16 protein-coding genes are annotated in these 17,553 nt (G+C 64.0%); 8 read left to right on the forward strand and 8 right to left on the reverse strand.

Annotation, left to right across the window (positions count from 1 at the left end; genetic code table 11):
* Positions 1-45: 45 nt before the first annotated feature.
* Positions 46-2,241, reverse strand: a complete 2,196-nt coding sequence (katG, locus tag B3H47_RS05210; RefSeq protein WP_286986325.1) for a catalase/peroxidase HPI — start codon at positions 2,239-2,241, stop codon at positions 46-48.
* A 432-nt stretch (positions 2,242-2,673) separates the two neighbouring features.
* On the opposite strand from katG, the gene B3H47_RS05215 reads away from it, so the two are divergent.
* From B3H47_RS05215 to B3H47_RS05235, 5 genes are all read left to right on the forward strand, one after another.
* Positions 2,674-3,651, forward strand: a complete 978-nt coding sequence (locus B3H47_RS05215) for a polysaccharide deacetylase family protein (RefSeq protein ID WP_286986326.1) — start codon at positions 2,674-2,676, stop codon at positions 3,649-3,651.
* A gap of 49 nt (positions 3,652-3,700) precedes the next feature.
* Positions 3,701-4,855 carry a GNAT family N-acetyltransferase gene (locus B3H47_RS05220; RefSeq protein ID WP_286986327.1) on the forward strand — a complete coding sequence of 385 codons (1,155 nt, stop codon included), beginning with the start codon at positions 3,701-3,703 and terminating at the stop codon, positions 4,853-4,855.
* An 8-nt stretch (positions 4,856-4,863) separates the two neighbouring features.
* A complete protein-coding gene (locus B3H47_RS05225) occupies positions 4,864-5,925 on the forward strand; it encodes a glycosyltransferase family 2 protein (RefSeq protein ID WP_286986328.1) in 1,062 nt (353 codons plus the stop codon).
* Between the two features lie 87 nt (positions 5,926-6,012).
* Positions 6,013-7,233, forward strand: coding sequence for a tRNA preQ1(34) S-adenosylmethionine ribosyltransferase-isomerase QueA (gene queA / locus B3H47_RS05230; protein ID WP_414718229.1), 1,221 nt, complete (start codon positions 6,013-6,015; stop codon positions 7,231-7,233).
* 31 nt (positions 7,234-7,264) lie between these two features.
* Entirely contained in the window at positions 7,265-7,912 is a 648-nt protein-coding gene (locus tag B3H47_RS05235) for a DUF2202 domain-containing protein (RefSeq protein WP_013122048.1), read from the forward strand.
* 15 nt (positions 7,913-7,927) lie between these two features.
* On the opposite strand, the gene B3H47_RS05240 is transcribed toward B3H47_RS05235, so the two are convergent.
* The 4 genes from B3H47_RS05240 to B3H47_RS05255 are packed head-to-tail and all read right to left on the reverse strand — an operon-like array spanning position 7,928 to position 11,444.
* Complete coding sequence (locus B3H47_RS05240; protein WP_286986329.1) at positions 7,928-8,566, reverse strand: ABC-type transport auxiliary lipoprotein family protein; 639 nt, start codon at positions 8,564-8,566, stop codon at positions 7,928-7,930.
* A complete protein-coding gene (locus B3H47_RS05245; protein ID WP_156054077.1) occupies positions 8,563-9,531 on the reverse strand; it encodes an MlaD family protein in 969 nt (322 codons plus the stop codon). The genes B3H47_RS05240 and B3H47_RS05245 overlap by 4 nt, the downstream gene beginning before the upstream one ends.
* A 3-nt stretch (positions 9,532-9,534) precedes the next feature.
* Positions 9,535-10,314, reverse strand: coding sequence for an ABC transporter ATP-binding protein (locus B3H47_RS05250; RefSeq protein ID WP_286986331.1), 780 nt, complete (start codon positions 10,312-10,314; stop codon positions 9,535-9,537).
* A complete protein-coding gene (locus tag B3H47_RS05255; RefSeq protein ID WP_286986332.1) occupies positions 10,311-11,444 on the reverse strand; it encodes an MlaE family ABC transporter permease in 1,134 nt (377 codons plus the stop codon). Before B3H47_RS05255 ends, B3H47_RS05250 begins: the two co-directional genes overlap by 4 nt.
* Positions 11,445-11,506: 62 nt before the next feature.
* On the opposite strand from B3H47_RS05255, the gene tgt reads away from it, so the two are divergent.
* Entirely contained in the window at positions 11,507-12,646 is a 1,140-nt protein-coding gene (gene tgt, locus B3H47_RS05260; protein ID WP_286986333.1) for a tRNA guanosine(34) transglycosylase Tgt, read from the forward strand.
* 242 nt (positions 12,647-12,888) lie between these two features.
* Here the strand turns inward: tgt and B3H47_RS05265 are convergent, their stop codons facing one another.
* Genes B3H47_RS05265 through B3H47_RS05275 form a run of 3 tightly spaced genes read right to left on the reverse strand, consistent with a single transcriptional unit; the run spans position 12,889 to position 14,868 of the window.
* Positions 12,889-13,095: a CopZ family metallochaperone gene (locus B3H47_RS05265; RefSeq protein WP_286986334.1), complete on the reverse strand. Its 207-nt coding sequence runs from the start codon at positions 13,093-13,095 to the stop codon at positions 12,889-12,891.
* Positions 13,096-13,125: 30 nt separating this feature from the next.
* Complete coding sequence (locus B3H47_RS05270; RefSeq protein ID WP_286986335.1) at positions 13,126-13,530, reverse strand: DUF302 domain-containing protein; 405 nt, start codon at positions 13,528-13,530, stop codon at positions 13,126-13,128.
* 12 nt (positions 13,531-13,542) lie between these two features.
* Positions 13,543-14,868 carry an HAD-IC family P-type ATPase gene (locus B3H47_RS05275; protein ID WP_286986336.1) on the reverse strand — a complete coding sequence of 442 codons (1,326 nt, stop codon included), beginning with the start codon at positions 14,866-14,868 and terminating at the stop codon, positions 13,543-13,545.
* 210 nt (positions 14,869-15,078) lie between these two features.
* On the opposite strand from B3H47_RS05275, the gene B3H47_RS05280 reads away from it, so the two are divergent.
* On the forward strand, positions 15,079-15,675 hold the full coding sequence (locus B3H47_RS05280; protein WP_286986337.1) for an MliC family protein: 597 nt from the start codon (positions 15,079-15,081) through the stop codon (positions 15,673-15,675).
* A gap of 223 nt (positions 15,676-15,898) precedes the next feature.
* Positions 15,899-17,473, forward strand: a complete 1,575-nt coding sequence (locus B3H47_RS05285) for a hypothetical protein (RefSeq protein ID WP_286986338.1) — start codon at positions 15,899-15,901, stop codon at positions 17,471-17,473.
* The last annotated feature ends 80 nt before the right edge of the window (positions 17,474-17,553 follow it).

A 17,553-nucleotide genomic window follows, 5' to 3' on the forward strand; every position in this document is an offset into this window, starting at 1 on the left:
AGCCAAGCCGGTCTCGGCTTGCGCCTCGACCGGCTTCCTCAAGGTTCAGGCCAGGTCGAATCGATCCAGATTCATCACCTTGCCAAATGCCGCGGCGAAGTCGTGCGCGAATTTTTGCTGCGCATCGCTGCCGGCATACACCTCGGCAATGGCGCGAAGCTGGGCGTTGGAGCCGAACATGAGATCGACCGTGGTGGCCGTCCACTTCAGCGCCCCGGTCTTGCGGTCGCGGCCCTCCATCACGCCTTCGGTTGCGGTGCGCTCCCACTTCGTGCCCATGTCGAGCAGGTTGACGAAAAAGTCGTTGCTCAGGGTTTCCGGTCGCTGGGTGAACAGGCCGTGGTGCGACTCTCCGACGTTGGTGTTCAGCGCGCGCATGCCGCCGATCAGCACCGTCATCTCGGGCGCGCTCAGGTTCATCAACTGCGCCCGGTCGACCAGCAATTCAGCGGCATAACCGGCATAGCCCTTGCGGGTGTAGTTGCGAAAGCCGTCGGCCTTGGGTTCGAGCACGGCGAACGACGCCACATCGGTTTGTTCCTGCGTGGCGTCGGTGCGGCCGGGTGAGAACGGCACCTCGACGTTGACCCCGCCCTTCTTCGCCGCCGCTTCCACCCCGGCGCAACCGCCCAGCACGATCAGGTCGGCCAGCGACACTTTTTTGCCACCCGCGGCCTGCGCGTTGAACTCGGCCTGGAGGGCTTCGAGCTTGGACAGCACTTTGGCCAGCTCGGCAGGCTGGTTGGCTTCCCAGTCTTTCTGCGGTGCGAGGCGGATGCGCGCGCCGTTGGCGCCGCCGCGCTTGTCGCTGCCGCGGAAGGTGGAGGCCGAGGCCCAGGCGGTGCCGACCAGTTGGGGGATGGACAGGCCGCAGGCGAGCAATTTGGCCTTGAGCGCCGCAATGTCTGCCGCGTCGATCAGCGGATGATCGACCGCAGGCACCGGGTCTTGCCAGATCAGATCTTCCTTGGGTACGAGCTTGCCGAGGTAGCGGGTGCGCGGCCCCATGTCGCGGTGCGTGAGCTTGAACCAGGCGCGGGCGAAGGCGTCGGCGAACTCGTCCGGGTTGGCCATGAAGCGGCGCGAGATCTTTTCATAGATCGGATCGACGCGCATGGCCATGTCGGCATCGGTCATGAGGATGGGCACCTTCTTCGACGCATCCGCCGCTGACGGGGCCATGTTCTTGTCGGTGTTCTGCTTGGGCACCCATTGATGCGCACCCGCCGGGCTCTTGACGTTTTCCCATTCATTGCCGAACAGCACTTCGAAGTAGCTCATGTCCCACTGCGTCGGCGTGGGCGTCCAGGAGCCCTCCAGGCCGCTGCCGATCTGGTCGCCGCCCTTGCCGCTCATGTAGCTGCTGATCCAGCCCAGTCCCATCTCCTCCACCGGCGCCGCCTCGGGCGCTGGGCCGACATGCGTGGCAGGCCCGGCGCCGTGGCATTTGCCGAAGGTGTGACCGCCGGCGGTGAGCGCCACGGTCTCTTCGTCGTTCATGGCCATGCGCGCGAAGGTTTCACGCACCATCTGCGCCGAAGCCAGCGGATCGGGCTTGCCGCCCGGCCCTTCCGGGTTGACGTAAATCAGCCCCATCTGCACGGCGGCGAGCGGGTTTTCGAGTTCGGTCTGTTGCGTGCCGTGGCGCGTATCGCCCAGCCAGGTGTTCTCCGAACCCCAATAGGTATCTTCTTCCGGCTCGTACACATCGGCGCGCCCGCCACCGAAACCAAAGGTTTTGAAACCCATCGATTCGAGGGCCGCATTGCCCGCGAGAATGTACAGATCGGCCCACGACAGCTTGCGGCCGTACTTCTGTTTGATCGGCCACAGCAGACGACGCGCCTTGTCGAGATTGACGTTGTCAGGCCAACTATTGAGCGGCGCGAACCGCTGATAGCCGCTGCCCGCGCCACCGCGCCCGTCGCCAATGCGGTAAGTGCCCGCGCCGTGCCAAGCCATGCGGATGAACAGCGGGCCGTAGTGCCCGTAGTCCGCAGGCCACCAGTCCTGCGAGTCGATCATCAGCGCCTTGAGGTCTTGGATCACGGCGTCGAGATCGAGGGTCTTGAACTCTTCGGCGTAGTTGAACGCCTCGCCCATCGGATTGGACGCTGGCGCGTGCTGGTGCAGCATTTTGAGGTTGAGCTGGTTGGGCCACCAATTGGCGTTGCCCATCGCCCCAGCGACAGTCTTGGTGTGGGTGCTGTGCGCCACCGGGCATTTCAAATCGTTCGACATGGTTGACTCCTTGAGGTTGTCATCGCTTCGAGGTGCTTGATGCGACCGTTGCAGCTTAGGCCGCAATAATTGAAAAGAACAATTAAAAGTTCTAATTCGATTGATTGAGTAAAACTAGGCAAAAGCCGGATTGGCGCCTTGCTGCGACGCCGTTCAAATGGTTGAAGGTTCAGCAGGGTTCAACTTCAAGACGCAAGTTGGTGACTTATTTCCTGTTTTTATCGGGTGTTGTATGAAATGATGGCTCACTGTTCCCGTGTTTGTGCCGTTCTTTCGTACGTACGACCTAGCCTTGGTGAAGGGCGTACTTATCCCGCCATTCATTCAGGGGGGCGGGTTTCTTCACAGTCGTAATTATTTGTATAGTGGTTTTAACGATTTCGAGCCTTTTTTGGGCTTAAGACAATCTGTACAGCAACTTTCCAGAATCGCATGGCTGATTCCCCTCCCGCGGCTCCAAGCGCACTCAAAAGCTACGCGCGCACCTCCGCTTTAGCGGTGGCGCTCGGCAGTGGGGTGTCGCACTGGCTAGCGCATCGCCATCCTGTGCGCCGCATCCTCATGCTGCACGGCGTGGGTGGAAGCACGATGCCTCCGGGAGATTTCCACCGCATGCTGGCGTGGTTGAAGCAGCGCTATGCCATCGTGCCGCTCGATCTCATGGTTCGAGAGATTCTGGACGGTGTGCCCGCGCCCGCTGGGGCCGGCCGCAGCCAGCTCGCCATCACCTTCGACGACGGGCTGTGCAATCAGTACCGCATCGCCCGCCCCATCCTCGAGCAACTTGAGATACCGGCCACGATTTTTGTCTGTCCTGGCCTGGTGGATGCCAGGCAGTGGATGTGGAACCACGAGGCGCGCGCCCGGTTGAAGCGTTTATCAAATGAAGGGCTGATGGAGTGTGCGCAGACCTTGAATTCGCCTGCGCATCACCTCGAAGGCTTCATTGCCTGGATGAAAACTCTGTCCCTGCCGCAAAGACAACATGCGCAGGACGTTCTGCGCGATTGCACGCCGCGCTTCGTATCCACCCCTGCAGAACACGAGGCTTACGACATGATGAGCTGGGATGAGGTGCGCGCCTGCGACCGCGGCTGCCTGACGATAGGTTCGCACACCATGACCCACCCCATCCTGCCCACGCTGACGGAAGATGAAATCCAGCACGAGTTGCAGGACAGCCGTGAGCGACTCGAGACAGAGCTGGGCCGAAGGGTCGATTTGTTTTGCTACCCCAACGGTTCGACGGATGAGCGAGTGCGGAAGGTCGCCCGGTCGATCTACCGCGCGGCCGTGACGACTGAAGAGGGCATGGTGTCGGCCGCGGTCGATCCAATCGCAATTCCGCGCATTCCTGTGACATCGCATCTTCCCCTACTGGCCTGGCGCATGCATCGACCTTGGGCCTGAGAGACTTGAATTCGCGCATTGCCGCCCCGCTTCGTGCCAGGCCTGATCCATGCAAATTGAACTCATCACCACGACGCGGGCCTTCGACGCCCTGGAGCCCGAGTGGCGCGCCATCGAGGGGCTGACCCCGCGAAACAGTCTGTTTCTCAGTTGGGATTGGCAGCGTCTGTGGTGGTCGCAGTATGGGGAGGGACGAGAACTGCGGATTCTGGTGGCGCGTTTTGGCGGTCAGGCCGTGGGCATTTTTCCGCTGTATCTGGAAACGCACCGCGCTTTCAAGATCCTGCGCGTGCGTAAGCTCAGGCCCATCGGCTCCGGAGGCGATACCGCGCCCGACGATCTGGGCATGTTGTTCGATCCGGTCCACGAACAGGTCGTTGCCAGAGCGTTCGTCGATCATGTGCTGAACAAAGTCCCCGGTTGGCAACTACTAGATCTCGTCGATCTGCCCGCCGATTCGGCCTTGCTGGCTTGCTGGACGCAGCAAAGCACACAGATTTCAGGCTCGATCGAGCGCACGCCGGTGAACCGCATCATCTACGGCGATTTGCCGCCGGACTGGGAGCGTTATCGCCACAGTCTTAGCCGTGATCGTCGTCAGGCGTTGGCACGGTATCGACGCAAATTCGAGCAGTTGCCAGGCGCGCGTTTCCATCAGGTAACGCAGGCTAAAGAGGTCGATGCGGCGTTTGACCGGCTTGCTTTACTGCATCAACTGCGTTGGAAGGGACGGACGCAGGAACTGAGTTTTACTTCCGATCGGTATCTCGGTTTCCATCGAGGTGTGATGCATGCGCTGCAGGCCCGTGGCCGGTTGCGGCTGTTTGCGCTTGAACTTGAGGGCAGCACCATCGCCATGTTGTACGGATTCAGGTGGGGCGATACTTTTTACCACTTTCAGGGCGGGTTCGATCCCGCGCATGCTGGCTTGAGCCCAGGTCAGCTCTTGATGGCGTATACGATAGAACAGGCCATCGGCGAAGGGTGCAAGACCTTTGACACGCTTAAGGGCGACTACGGCCACAAGCGGCATTTCTTTCAGCAAACCCGCGAGACTTTTGGCTTGCGGGTTCACCGCCCGGGCTTGATTCACTGGCTTTACCGAGTCAAGGCCAGGCTTGCTGCAAACCGCGCTTCGGCAGCACCTGCCGAGGACATGGTCGTTGCGGAAACGAAGCTCACCGCACACCCCGTAGCCGAGTAGCCGAGCCCATGAACGCCGATTCGAGCAGGTCAGGGACTACCGACCCGGAAGCCTTGGTTTCCGTGGTCATCCCTGCGTACAACGCCCGCAATACCCTTGCGCAAACCCTCGACAGCCTGTTCGCCCAGACGCACCGCAATCTCGACATCGTGGTCGTGGACGATGGCTCCACCGATGGCACGGCGGAAGTTCTGGAGGCTTATGCAGGGCGGGTGCGGACGATCCGGCAGACCAATGCGGGTATAGGCGCGGCGAGGAATACGAGCGTGCAGGCGGCTCGGGGCGACTTCATCGCGCTGCTCGATGCCGACGATTTGTGCCGTCCGGATCGCATCGCGATTGAACTGCGCTACCTACAGTCGCACCCCGACATCCTGCTCTGCAGTTCCGATTTCAGCGCCTTCGACGAAACCGGGCCCCTGGCGCCCGCCTCGTATTGCGGCGTCTATTACTCCCGCTGTAGCCCGCAACGGGGCGGCCTGAGGGCGCGGTATCCGCAGGCAGAAACTTTTGCCTTGCTACCGGAGGAGACCGCGCGGCAGAACGGCCAAGCCTCTATCGCGGTTTACTGGGGAGAGGTTTACGACGAACTGGTGCAAGGCAATTTCATCCATCCCCCCACGGTGATGTTCCGGCGGGACGCACTGCAGCGCGCCGGGATGTTCGATCCCGAGATCAAGATCGTCTGCGAGTGGGAATGGTTCGTGCGCGTGGCTCGAGCCGGGCCCGTGGCGCATCTCGACATTCCCTTGCTCGATTACCGCCGCAGCCCCACCCAGATTTCCTCCAGCCCACGCACGGCGCTGGATTCACTTGCGGTAGCCAAGAAAATCTATGCGCGCGACAGCCAACCCGGCCAGCGCCGTGATCGCCGTTCGCTGCGTCACCTGGGTGCGCTCAGCCTCGGCGCGGCCGACGTGCTGGCCGAGCTTCAGCCCGAGGCGGCTTTCGGTCTGCTGGCCAGCAGCGTCTTTGTCTATCACACCTTCAGGGGGCAAACGCTGCGCACCTTGTTTAAGATCATGCTGCCTTCCGGGCTGCTCAACCTGCTGCGGCGCGTACGCGCTTGAACCGCCCGGCGCGCGGCGAGTCGGCGGGCGCAACCGGCTACTTGGCCTCAACCTGGCTTCAACCTGGCTTCAAACTAATTCCCACTGATGACTGTTTCCCTTCCCCGTGGCTCCGCGGTCGAGTCGGGCGCGATGTCGCACGGCCTCACCGCAGACGATTTCGACTTCCATCTGCCGCCCGAACTGATCGCCCAGCATCCGCCCGCGCGGCGCAGCGACAGTCGCCTGCTCGATGCGGGCAGTCCGCCGGCGCTGATCGACCGTGGGTTTCGCGACTTGCCCGGTCTGCTGCGCGCAGGCGATCTGGTGGTGTTCAACGACACCCGGGTGATTCCGGCGCGGTTGTGGGGCTTCAAGGCGGCGGGGGAAGCCGGTGCCGCTTTGGGCGGCGCGGTGGAAGTGCTGGTGGAGCGGGTGCGGGCGGACAACCGGGTCTGGGCGCATGTGCGGGCGAGCAAATCGCCCAAGCCGGGCCAGGTGTTGTGGCTGGGCGCGGCTCGACCCGATGCCGCGGCAGGCGACGAGCCGCACGCATCGGCGCCGCTTTTCGCCGTGACGACCGTGGGCCGGGCCGGGCCGGATGGTGGCTTGTTCGAACTGGAGTTTCCAGCCGAGCCTCTGGCCTTGTTGCAGCAGTACGGTGCGGTGCCCTTGCCGCCCTACATCACCCACGCGCCGGGCAGCGACGATGTGCAGCGCTACCAGACGGTGTATGCGCAGCACCCCGGCTCGGTGGCGGCGCCCACGGCGGGGCTGCACTTCGACGAGGCCATCCTGGAGGCAATCGACGCGATAGGCGCGCAGCGCGCTGCCGTCACCTTGCACGTGGGGGCGGGCACGTTTCAGCCGGTGCGAGTGAACGATCTGCGGCAGCACCAAATGCACAGCGAGTGGTACACCGTGCCCGAGGCGACCTCGCAAGCGATTGCTGAAGTGCGGATGCGGCAAGCGCAGGCGCGCGCGGCAGGCCAGCTGCACGCCGCCCCGCGGGTGGTTGCGGTGGGCACGACGGCCATGCGCGCGCTCGAATCGGCCGCGCTGGCGGCGGAAGCCGCCGGGGCGCCAGACGGCACGGTGATACCAGGCGCCCGCGACACCGCGCTGTTCGTCACGCCGGGATATCGCTTTCGCGTGGTGGACGCGCTGCTGACCAATTTTCATCTGCCCAAGTCCACCTTGCTGATGCTGGTGTCCGCCTTTGCCGGCATGGACACCATCCGCGCCGCCTATGCCCATGCCATTGCCCAGCGCTACCGGTTTTTCAGCTACGGAGATGCCATGTGGCTGACCCGTCAGGATTTGCGCTGACGCAAACCCATGCTAGCGTCATGCGCCCAGAATGAAAAACCATTTCAAACTGAACGCCATCATGGAACAAATCCTCTCCCCCCGGTTCATGCAGGACCGGCATCAACACCGCACCGAGCATATGGCGGCCATTCGCCAGCGCATTCAGTCGCACACCGCCCAGGCGCTCAGCGCCGAGGAAGAGCATGACCTGCTGCACATGCGCGAAGAAGAGAAAATCGCCCGCGATGTCTATCTGCAACTCGGCGAGCGCTGGGCGCTGCGGCCTTTGGTCAACATCAGCGGGGCCGAGCAGGCGCATATGGACGCCATTGCCGCGCTGCTAACGCATTACGACCTGCCTGATCCGGCGCAAGGTTTGGCGGTGGGCGAGTTTCGCACGCCCGACTTTCAGAGCTTGTACAACCAGTTGGTGGAACGCGGCCTGCGCAGCGAGCTCGACGCCATCAAGGTTGGGCTGCTGATCGAAGAGCTGGATATTTTTGATCTGGTCGAAGCGCGCAGCCGCGCCCGTCAGCCGGAAATTCTGGCGGTTTACGACGACCTGGAGCGCGGCTCGCGCAATCATCTGCGCGCGTTCTTCCGCCATCTGCAGCGGCATCGCGGCGAGTATGTGCCGCAATACCTGAGTCTGAGCGACTTCGAGGCCGTGGCCTGGAGCGAGCGCGAAGAGTGCTGATGTGTCTCAGATGCTTCAGGACTGCGCTGCCGCCACGGCGGAGCGGGTGTTCTCCATGATGCCTTTGAGCGCCTGATCCAGCAGGGTCTGCGCGCCCTGCGCGAAGTGCGCGGCGTCGTTCACCGCGATGGGTTGGCGGCCGTCGAAATGCCAATGCGCCGCAATGCGGCTGGTGCGCTGGTTCGCCAGATCGCACACCAGATCCAAGTGCACGGTGCCCTGATTCGCATGCACATCGTGCTCCAGCCGGTTCAGCTTGCAGTGCAGCGTCCACGGTGCGTTCACCAGCACGGCCTGCTGTTGCACGGCGCTGACCCACGGCTGGCGGCTCAGGGTGCGGTCGATGGCTTCGCCCACCAGCTGGGCCGGCGGAGCGAGCCAGCGGCTGTCGCGGTAGGGTTCCAGCGTGTCGGGGCTGCGGCTGTACATCATGGCGGGCGACTGAAATCCGGCAGCGGCGCGGACCGGCAGGAGTTGAATCACCGTGGCTTGCGGCAGCGGCGCGGTGCGGATCTCAGTGGTGGTCAGGCGGTAGGTTTGCTGCACCGGCGCACGGTTGACGGGCAGGGCGCAGGCGGCCAGGGTCAGGCTGGCCAGGCCCAGCAAAGCGGCCAGGGCGGCGCGGCGCAGCCGCAAAACAAAAGAGACGGTCATGGTTTTTCTCCCGGGCCCGGCGGCGGCAAGGCCGGGCCGTACAGCAATTGGCTGGGGTTGGCTTTGAGGTTTTCGGTCAGCGCGCCGAGCTGGCTGCTGAGCTGCTGCAGATTGCGCGCCAGCGCGTCCACTTCGGGCAGGGTGCGGGTCTGAAGCTGAGTCATGGCCTGCACGCCAGCCTGGGTGAAAGCGGTGGTGGTGTCGCCGGCCTGGGCAACGCTGTTGGCGGCGGCGCCGATCTGCGGCATCAAGCCGCCAAGCTGGGCCGATACGCCATCGAGCCGCTTCACCAGCGCCTGGCTTTGCTGCATGAGCGCGCTGCCTTGCGCACTCATCTGCGACAGATTGGCGCTGGTCTGGCGGGCGTTGGCAAACATCTGATTGATATTGTTCTGATTGGCCGCCAGAGAGGCGGAGAGGGTCTGCAGATTGCGCAGCGTGTCGCTGATCGACTGCACATTGGCCGGGCTGAGCAGCGCATCCACCCGCTGGCTGATGCGCGCCAGGGTGATGGCCGCGTCGTTGATGCCGCCCTCGATCTGGGTGAACACCGAGGGCTTGTAGGGAATGACCGGGTCAGGCTCGCCGGGCGGGGTGGGCAGTGGTGTCGACGAGGCGCCGCCGATCAGGTTCACCGCCGACAGCCCGGTGACGCCCAGCGGACTGAGCTGCGCCACGGTGTCGTTGCGCACCGGCACCGCGCTGTCGATCTCGACCTTGATGCGGATGAGGGCCGGGTTTTTCGGGTCGATCTCGATGCTCGCCACCTTGCCCACGGTGACGCCGCGGTAGAGCACATTGCTGTCGGTTTTCAGGCCGCTGACGTTGTCGGTGGCGTAGATCAGATAGGGCCGGGTGGCGGTCTGCTTGCCGCCGGTGGCCAGCCACCAGCCCAGGCCGCCGAGCAGCGCGCCCAGCAGCACCACGAACAGGCCGACGGCGGTGTAATTGACTTTCGATTCCATGTCCTACCTCGAAAGGGTTTCGTGCAGATAGGCGGCCGAACGGCTGCCGCGGAAATAAGCAACCAGTTCGGGCTCGTCGCGCTGCGCCAGTTCCGCTGCCGGGCCGACCGCCAGCATTTTCTTGCGGGCGAGAAACGCCACCGTGTCGCTGCCGTGCCAGATGGAGTCGAGATCGTGCGTGACTTGCAGAATAGTCAGCCCCAGCAGGTCGCGCAGCTCGCGGATGAGCTGGTCGAACGCCGCGCCGCCGATCGGGTCGAGGCCCGAGGTCGGCTCGTCGAGCACCAGCAGTTCGGGGTCGAGCGCCAGCGCGCGGGCCAGCGCGGCGCGCTTGACCATGCCGCCCGAGAGTTCAGCCGGATATTTGTGCGCCGCATCGGCGGGCAACCCGGCCAGACCGATTTTGAGCATGCCCAGTTCGGGCAGCAGGCGTTTGTCCACCAGGCCTTGCTCGCGCAGCGGCAGCAGCACGTTTTCCAGCACGGTCAGGCCGGTGAATAGCGCGCCGCCCTGAAACAGCACGCCGATGCGCTGGCGCAGCGCTTGCCGCTGCGCTTCGTCGGCCGCCAGCGCGTCCTGCCCGAACAGCTTGAGCGTGCCGCCGCTGGGTGCGCGCAGCAAGAGCAGGCTGCGCACCAGCACCGTCTTGCCCGAGCCCGAGCCACCCACCAGCGCCATGATGGCGCCGCGCGGCACGGCCAGGTTCAGGCCCTCGTGCACCACCACGTCGCCGAAACGGTTGACGATGCCTTGCGCGTCGATGACCAGATCGGCTGCGTTCATAGGTGCAGCAGGTTGTAGAGCACCGAAAAACTGGCGTCGATCACGATCACCAGAAAGATGGCCTGCACCACGCTCACCGTGGTGGCGCGCCCCACCGCTGCCGCGCTGCCCGCAACGCGCAGGCCCTGCATGCAGCCCACCAGGGCGATGACCACGGCGAAAACCGGCGCTTTCACCAGGCCGAGCACCAGGGTCTTGAGCCCCACCACCTGCGGAATGCGCGCGACGTATTCGCTCAGCGGCACGCCATAGCCGACCGCAGCCACGACCCCGCCGCCCGCCAGCCCCATTACGTCGGCAAACAGCGCCAGCAGAGGCAGGGTGATGACCAGGGCGATGACCTTGGGCAGCACCAGCATCTCAAAGGGCGACAGCCCGAGCGCGCGCAGCGCATCCACCTCTTCGGTGATGCGCATGGTGCCGATCTGCGCGGTGTACGACGAGCCGGTGCGCCCGGCCACCAGAATGGCGGTGAGCAGCGGCCCGAGTTCGCGCAGGGTGATGATGGACACCAGATTGACAATGAGAATGTTGGCGCCATAGGTCGCCAGCGTGGTCCCGGCCTGATACGCCATGACCATGCCGATGAGAAAAGACAGCAGGCCGATGATGCCGATGGCGCGCAGCCCGGCCGCGTCGATTTCGTGGATGACTTCGCGCCAGCGCACGCGCCAGGGCTGCAGCAGCAGCGGCGCGCCACGCCACACCAGTTCGCCGACGAAGGCCAGCAGCGCGCGCAGTTCGTCCAGCGCAATGAGCGTGGCGCGGCCGATGTCGCCCAGCAAGCCGAGGCGGCGCGCGGCGGGCGGCAACGCCAGCGCGCGCTGGCGCACCAGATCGAGCAACTGCTGCTGCGGCGGGCTCAGGCCGCTGACGTCCACCGTGGCCCCGGCGCTTTGCCACTGCGCCATGCTGCGCACCAGCAGCAGCGCGCCGGGTGTGTCGAGTGTGGTGGCGCTGGCGTCGAGGGTGACGTGCCGCGTGCCTGCGGGCAGATGGGTGTTCGGCTCGCGCGCAAGGCCTTGCGCATTCCACGCGCCCTGCAGGCGGCACACGCGCCGCTCAGGCGCGTCCTCCTGCGCCATCCAGTTCAGGGTGGCGGGGGCGTAGGCGGTTGAAGAGGCGGTCATGGCGTGCATAGGTTAGCGGATCGGACGAAGCGCGCCACGGCAAGTCTGAAACAATACCGCCCATGCTGCAATTCACTGTTCACCACACCGCAGGCCAGGCCCGCCGCGGCACGCTCACCCTCAATCACGGCGTCATCGACACCCCGCAGTTCATGCCGGTGGGGACTTACGGCACCGTCAAAGGCATCACGCCCGAGGGCTTGAAAGCGGCGGGTGCGCAGATCATTCTGGGCAACACCTTTCACCTCTGGCTGCGCCCAGGGCTCGACGTGGTGCGGCAGTTCGGCGGCCTGCACCGCTTCATCGGCTGGGACGCGCCCATCCTCACCGACAGCGGCGGCTTTCAGGTGTGGAGCCTGGGGGCGATGCGCAAGATCAGCGAGGAAGGCGTGCGTTTCGCCTCACCAGTGAACGGCGACAAGCTGTTCCTCACCCCCGAGGTGAGCATGCAGATCCAGACCGTGCTGGGCTCCGACATCGTCATGCAGTTCGACGAATGCACGCCTTACGACGTCGATCGCGCCGGGCAAAAACACATCACTACCGAAGCAGAGGCGCGCGAATCGATGGAACTGTCGCTGCGCTGGGCCGCGCGCTGCAAGACCGAATTCGCGCGGCTGGAAAACCCCAACGCTCTGTTCGGCATCGTGCAGGGCGGCATGTTCGAGCCGCTGCGCGACGCCTCGCTCGACGGCCTCACCGCGCTCGATCTGCCCGGCTACGCCATCGGCGGCCTGAGCGTGGGCGAGCCCAAAGAAGACATGCTGCGCCTGCTGCGCCACACCGCGCCGCGCCTGCCCGCCCACAAGCCGCGTTACCTCATGGGTGTGGGCACGCCGGAAGATCTGGTGGACGGCGTGAGCACGGGCATCGACCTGTTCGATTGCGTCATGCCCACACGCAATGCGCGCAACGGCCATCTGTTCACCCGCTTCGGCGATCTGCGCATCCGCAACGCCCGCTTCAAGCAGGACGAACGACCGCTTGACGACACCTGCACCTGCGTCACCTGCCGACAGTTCTCTCGCGCCTATCTGCACCATCTCGACCGCTGCGGCGAGATGCTGTTCGGCATGCTGGCCACCACGCACAATCTGCACTACTACCTGCAACTCATGCGCGACATGCGCACCGCGCTCGACGCCGAGGCTTTCGACGCCTTCGTCGCTCAGTTCCACGCCGACCGGGCGCGCGGGGTGTGATCGGTCGAACGCGTTGACGGTTCGGAGCGCCTCCAGGGCCGGGCAATCCCCACCCCATTCCACCCCACTCGTGGGTCAAGGAAACTTCGGGCGGCCCGGCGTTTCCTTGAGAGGTTCTCTTAACCGGTAGCCAATTGCGTTGCCATGCGCCCGACCGCGTGCAAGGCTTCTTCCTGCTCGGCCGTCCAGCGTCCGCCGCTGTTGAGCCACAGGCAGTTGCGGTAAACGCGTGAAACGCGGATTCAATCTTTGAGCGTCACCCCGTAGCCCTCATCGGCGACGGCCTTGACCAGCGCTTCGGGTGCGGCGCTGCCCTGCACAGTGGCGCGGCCGCTGGCCAGATCGACCTGCGCGTCCTGCGTGCCAGGGACGGATTTGAGCGCCTTGGTCACGGCGGCGACGCAGTGGCCGCAGGTCATGCCGGTGACTTGAAGTTGCACGGTGTTCATGAGTTTTTCTCCTATTGTGGTGGCTACAGATCAGGCGGGTTGGGCGAGGGCGTCGCGTACCTTCATCAGCTTTTCGCAGACTTCCTTGGCAATGGCGTGCACTTCGGGTTTGTCGATCAGGCCGAGCACCGAGGTGGGGTTCATGAAGTCGACCACGATCTGCTGGTTGGTCACGTCTTCACGCACCACCACATTGCAGGGCAGTAGCGCGCCAATGTGCGGATCGAAGTCGAGCACCTTCATGGCATAGCCCGGCGCGCAGGCGCCGAGGATGCGATAGGGCGGGCGGTCAACGCCGAGCTTGGCCTTGAGCGTGGCCGATACGTCGATGTCGCTGATGATGCCGAAACCCTGCGCTTTCAGCGCCTCGGTGGTGCGGGTGATGGCGTCGTCGAAGGCGCAGCAGGCTTGGGCGGAAAACACGATGGAGGGCATGTCAAAGCTCCTTTAGGGGGTGTGGATCAAGGCAGAAAGTGGGGCTGATTGTGCCGAGGAATGGACTTGCGGCGCCTGCCAGGGGGAAAGGCGTTTGAGCCGCAGGCTGTTGCCGAGCACGAAGACCGACGACAGCCCCATGGCCACTCCGGCCAGCATGGGGTGCAGGTGCACGCCCCAGGGCGCGGCGATTCCAGCGGCCAGGGGAATGAGCACGATGTTGTAGGCAAACGCCCAAAACAGATTGCCGTGGATGGTGCGCAGGGTGCTGCGGGCGGTGTCGATGGCGCTGGGCAGCGCGGCGAGATCGCCGCGAGTCAGGCTGACGTCGGCGGCTTCGATGGCGACGTCGGTGCCGCTGGCCAGCGCCAGGCCCACATCGGCCTGGGCGAGTGCGGGGCCGTCGTTCAGCCCTTCGCCGACGAAGGCCACGCGCCGCCCCTGCGCCTGCAGTTCGGCGACCACGCGGGCCTTGTCTTGCGGCAAGACTTCGGCATGGACGGAGACCCCCACGCTCGCATGCGCTCGCTGCCCCCCGAGGGGGCCATCCCCACCCCGGCCCTCCCCACTGGTGGGGAGGGAGTGATCACTCCTCCCCCACGCCGTGGGGGAGGTTGGGAGGGGGTGAGGCGCGTTCTGCCCTTGCAGTGCGGTCATCATGCCCTGGCGCAGGTGGTCGCGCAGTTGCGCGATCCAGTCGGCAGGCGCGCGGCGAAGGCCGAGAAGCCGCGGGGGCGCGCCCATGCGGCTCACGGTTCCGGTGGCGCCGATTCCCTCGCGGAACAGCGTCAGCTCGGTGTCGTTGCCGCCCGGATTGGCCAGGCCATGCGGGCGCTTGAGGCTCACCGAAAACTGCCATTCCTGGCCGGGATGCACGCGCGGCGGAGCCTCAGCAGGGCCGGAACCGCTACGCCGCGCATACCAGCTCAGCGACACCTTGCTCGGTACCCCGGCCGGGGCGGGCGGGGTGATCGTGAGGACGAAGCGCGTGGCATCGGGGTAGAGCACCGGCAGCCCGGTCACCACGCCGCGCACCTGGATGACCTGGCTTTCGAGCGCCGGATCGAGGCGGTCGGCCAGCAGCGCAGTGGCGCGCCAGCCCGTCAGCCCGAAAGCGAGCGCAAAACCGCCGCTGGCGAGCAGAAGTTCAAGGGCGATGCGTTGCCGCTTTTGCTTTTTGTTCGCCAAGCCGCCGTAGCGGCCCTGCCACAGCAGCAGCGCCGCAGTCAGTCCGATGCCTGCGGTCGCCATCACGCCGTAAATCGGCTGCGGCCAGAGCGCGGCCTGCGCGGTCTGCAGCGCACAGCCCAGCAGGACGGCAAGGGCAAAGGTCGGCAAGTCGGGTTCCTTCAGGCCGCAGGCAGGGGGTTTATCGCGGGGCGTCCCGGCGTTTTCCCGGGAGGGCGTCTTGATGCATCATAAAAAGCGGGCAGGGCGACGCGGTAGTTTTGCGGGTTTTACAAGTCTCTACAGTTGCGCGCCATCACATGGGCAAGCAGGTTAAGTTTGTATGGTTCAATTTCTGCAACAGATTTCGGGAGTCTCTGCATGAATCGGCAAAAACACACTTTTGTTCTGCGCTTGAGCGCAGTCGGTGCTGCGACACTTGCGGCCCTCGGCGCGCTGACCCTGGCGGGATGCGCCACGCCGGTCAACCTCAACCAGCCCGTTCCGGTGCAGCAACTCAATCCGCCCACGCCGCGCGTCACGGCGCCGCCGTCGACCTACGCCCCCGTCACTCCGCAAGCGCCCCAGAGCGAAGCCCAGCCGCTGGCACCCTCCGCACCCATCACCGTGCAGCCCCTGGGGCCTGCCGGTGTGGCCCCGGCCGCAAGCGCGCCCGCTGCGCCGCAGTTCGCGCCCCCAGCACCCACGCCTGAAGTTTCGGCGCCGCAGCCCAGTGCACCCGCCCTGCCGCCGGGCGCCGTGCGCTTCAACTGCCAGGACGGCAGCTCTTTCATCGCCACCTTCGGCGATGTGTCGGTCACGCTGCAAACCGCACTGGGCAATCTCACCCTGGATCAGACCGTCTCCGCCGACGGCGCCCGCTATCGCAACAGCGCCTTCCAGGTGTGGTTCAAAGGCCGCCAGGCCACGGTGACCAATTTTCTGCAGAACACCAACACGGTGTGTCAGCAGCAGTGATTTGTTTCTTTGGTAGCGACTATTACATCTGGATATAGACGACAGCCCCATGCACCCCCTAAATTGGGGGTAAAGTGCCTTTTTGTGGGGCGAATGGCGTGAAGATTTCACACACTCCCGGGCAGACTTGTTTCCGCGTTCGTACGGTATAGGTCATGGCGCTTATTTGTCACGGGTCTGCGTTTGCTTTTGTCGAGCGCGGCCAAGTTCCAGGAGTCGTTTTATGCAGCAATCCCGTCGTCGTTTCATTCAGAAGTCTCTCCTTTCCCTGCCCGCGCTGGGCTCACTGGCGGCTTGTGGTGGTGGTGCGGGTGCGGCCAGCGGCTCAACATCACCGTCTGCGGGAAACCAAACAGTTCCCTTGACGGGAGGCGCGGGTGCGACACCGGGAAATCCTTCTTCAACCGTTGTGCTGTCTGGCGGCGACCCATCACAGGGGCTTGTCCAGCAAGGCAAGGCTTTGATTCCCTACAGCTCGATGCCCAAGCCCGCCAAGCTTCAGCCGGTGTTTGATCCCGATTTCAAGACGACCAAGATCACACGGATCACTGATGTGAAGGCAGATTGGAACTCGCAGTTCGCTGTCCCGGTTTATCCCACCACCCAAGCCTGGAATTGCGACGAAACGTTGATGATTCTCTACGTTTCCGGTTCTTTGGGCGCAGGCGGCCACGACGGCGATTTTGCGCTGTTTGATGGAAAGACCTACAAGTTTCTCACTTTTTTGAATATCAACCCCGCCGATGTAGAGCAGTGGTATTGGTCCACCACAGAGCCCACCGCCTTGTTCTACGTGGATAACAATCAGCGCACCGGAACGCAACAAAACGCCCTCACCAAGATGACGGTGACGTACAGCGGTGGCTCCGTGACCACTAGCACGGCCGTGCTACACGATTTCGCTAACGATTTCAAACCGGGCGGCGCGCTGTACTCTGCAGTGCAAGGTGCAGGACTCATTACCAAAGTCTCGGGGGGGAGCGACCCCTTCGCGATGAGCGAGAACAATGATCTGCTTGGATTGGGTGCGTACCTCAATCGCAACACCTCTCACGGCGGCGCAGCCTATGCGGCTTTCACTTACCGAATCTCTACAGGGCAGATCGGGGAAGCCTTTGTTCCGGGCGACAGCACCGTGCCGCAGGCACTGCCTTCTGGTCAAGGCACCTACTTCTACCAAGACGAAAACTATGTTTATGTCAAAGACGCAGTGACCGATGCGGTGAAGTACAAAATTGCCTACGACGGCACTCAGCATAGCGACATGCTGCGCAATGCGGCAGGCGATGACATCGTGGCAGGCCCCCAGTTCGACAACCCTGACAATAGCAAGAATGTCATTTTGTCTATGGTCAACTTGACCAAGGGAACTGGCCCAGTCATCCTCATTGACGAACCCCCGGTTTCAGGCACGCTACTCAGCGGGCGTGCCTACAAGGTGCCGGGCTGGGTAGGGATGGCGATGATCGGTTGCCCTTCTGGCACCAATGGCGATTGCAACAGCGGTCAGCCTGTCGCTGTCGGTTTGCCGCAGACCTACCTTGACCAAGAGGTGCTGATTGCCAACGTGGATTCTGGCGCGGTCTACCGCGTCGGGCACCACCGCAGCACGGGCAACTACGGTAATGCGGCGCAGAGCAACTATTGGGCGCAACCCAATGTGACCATGAGCCCCAGCGGAACGCGCATTTTGTTCCAAAGCGATTGGGGCGATGCCAACCCGAACAATCCGGTGATCGACCCTAACGCCATGATCGACACCTACGTCATGGAGTTGCCCGCGTACTACTCCGCCTGAATCTTTTTTAGGTGACGCGCCAACGACCTGCTCTCGCAGGCAGGTCTGCGGGCACACTCGTTCAAACGCTTGGTCGCCGA

The organism is Thiomonas sp. UBA7699, from assembly GCF_002482605.1.
Taxonomy (GTDB): Bacteria; Pseudomonadota; Gammaproteobacteria; order Burkholderiales; family Burkholderiaceae_C; genus Thiomonas; species Thiomonas arsenitoxydans.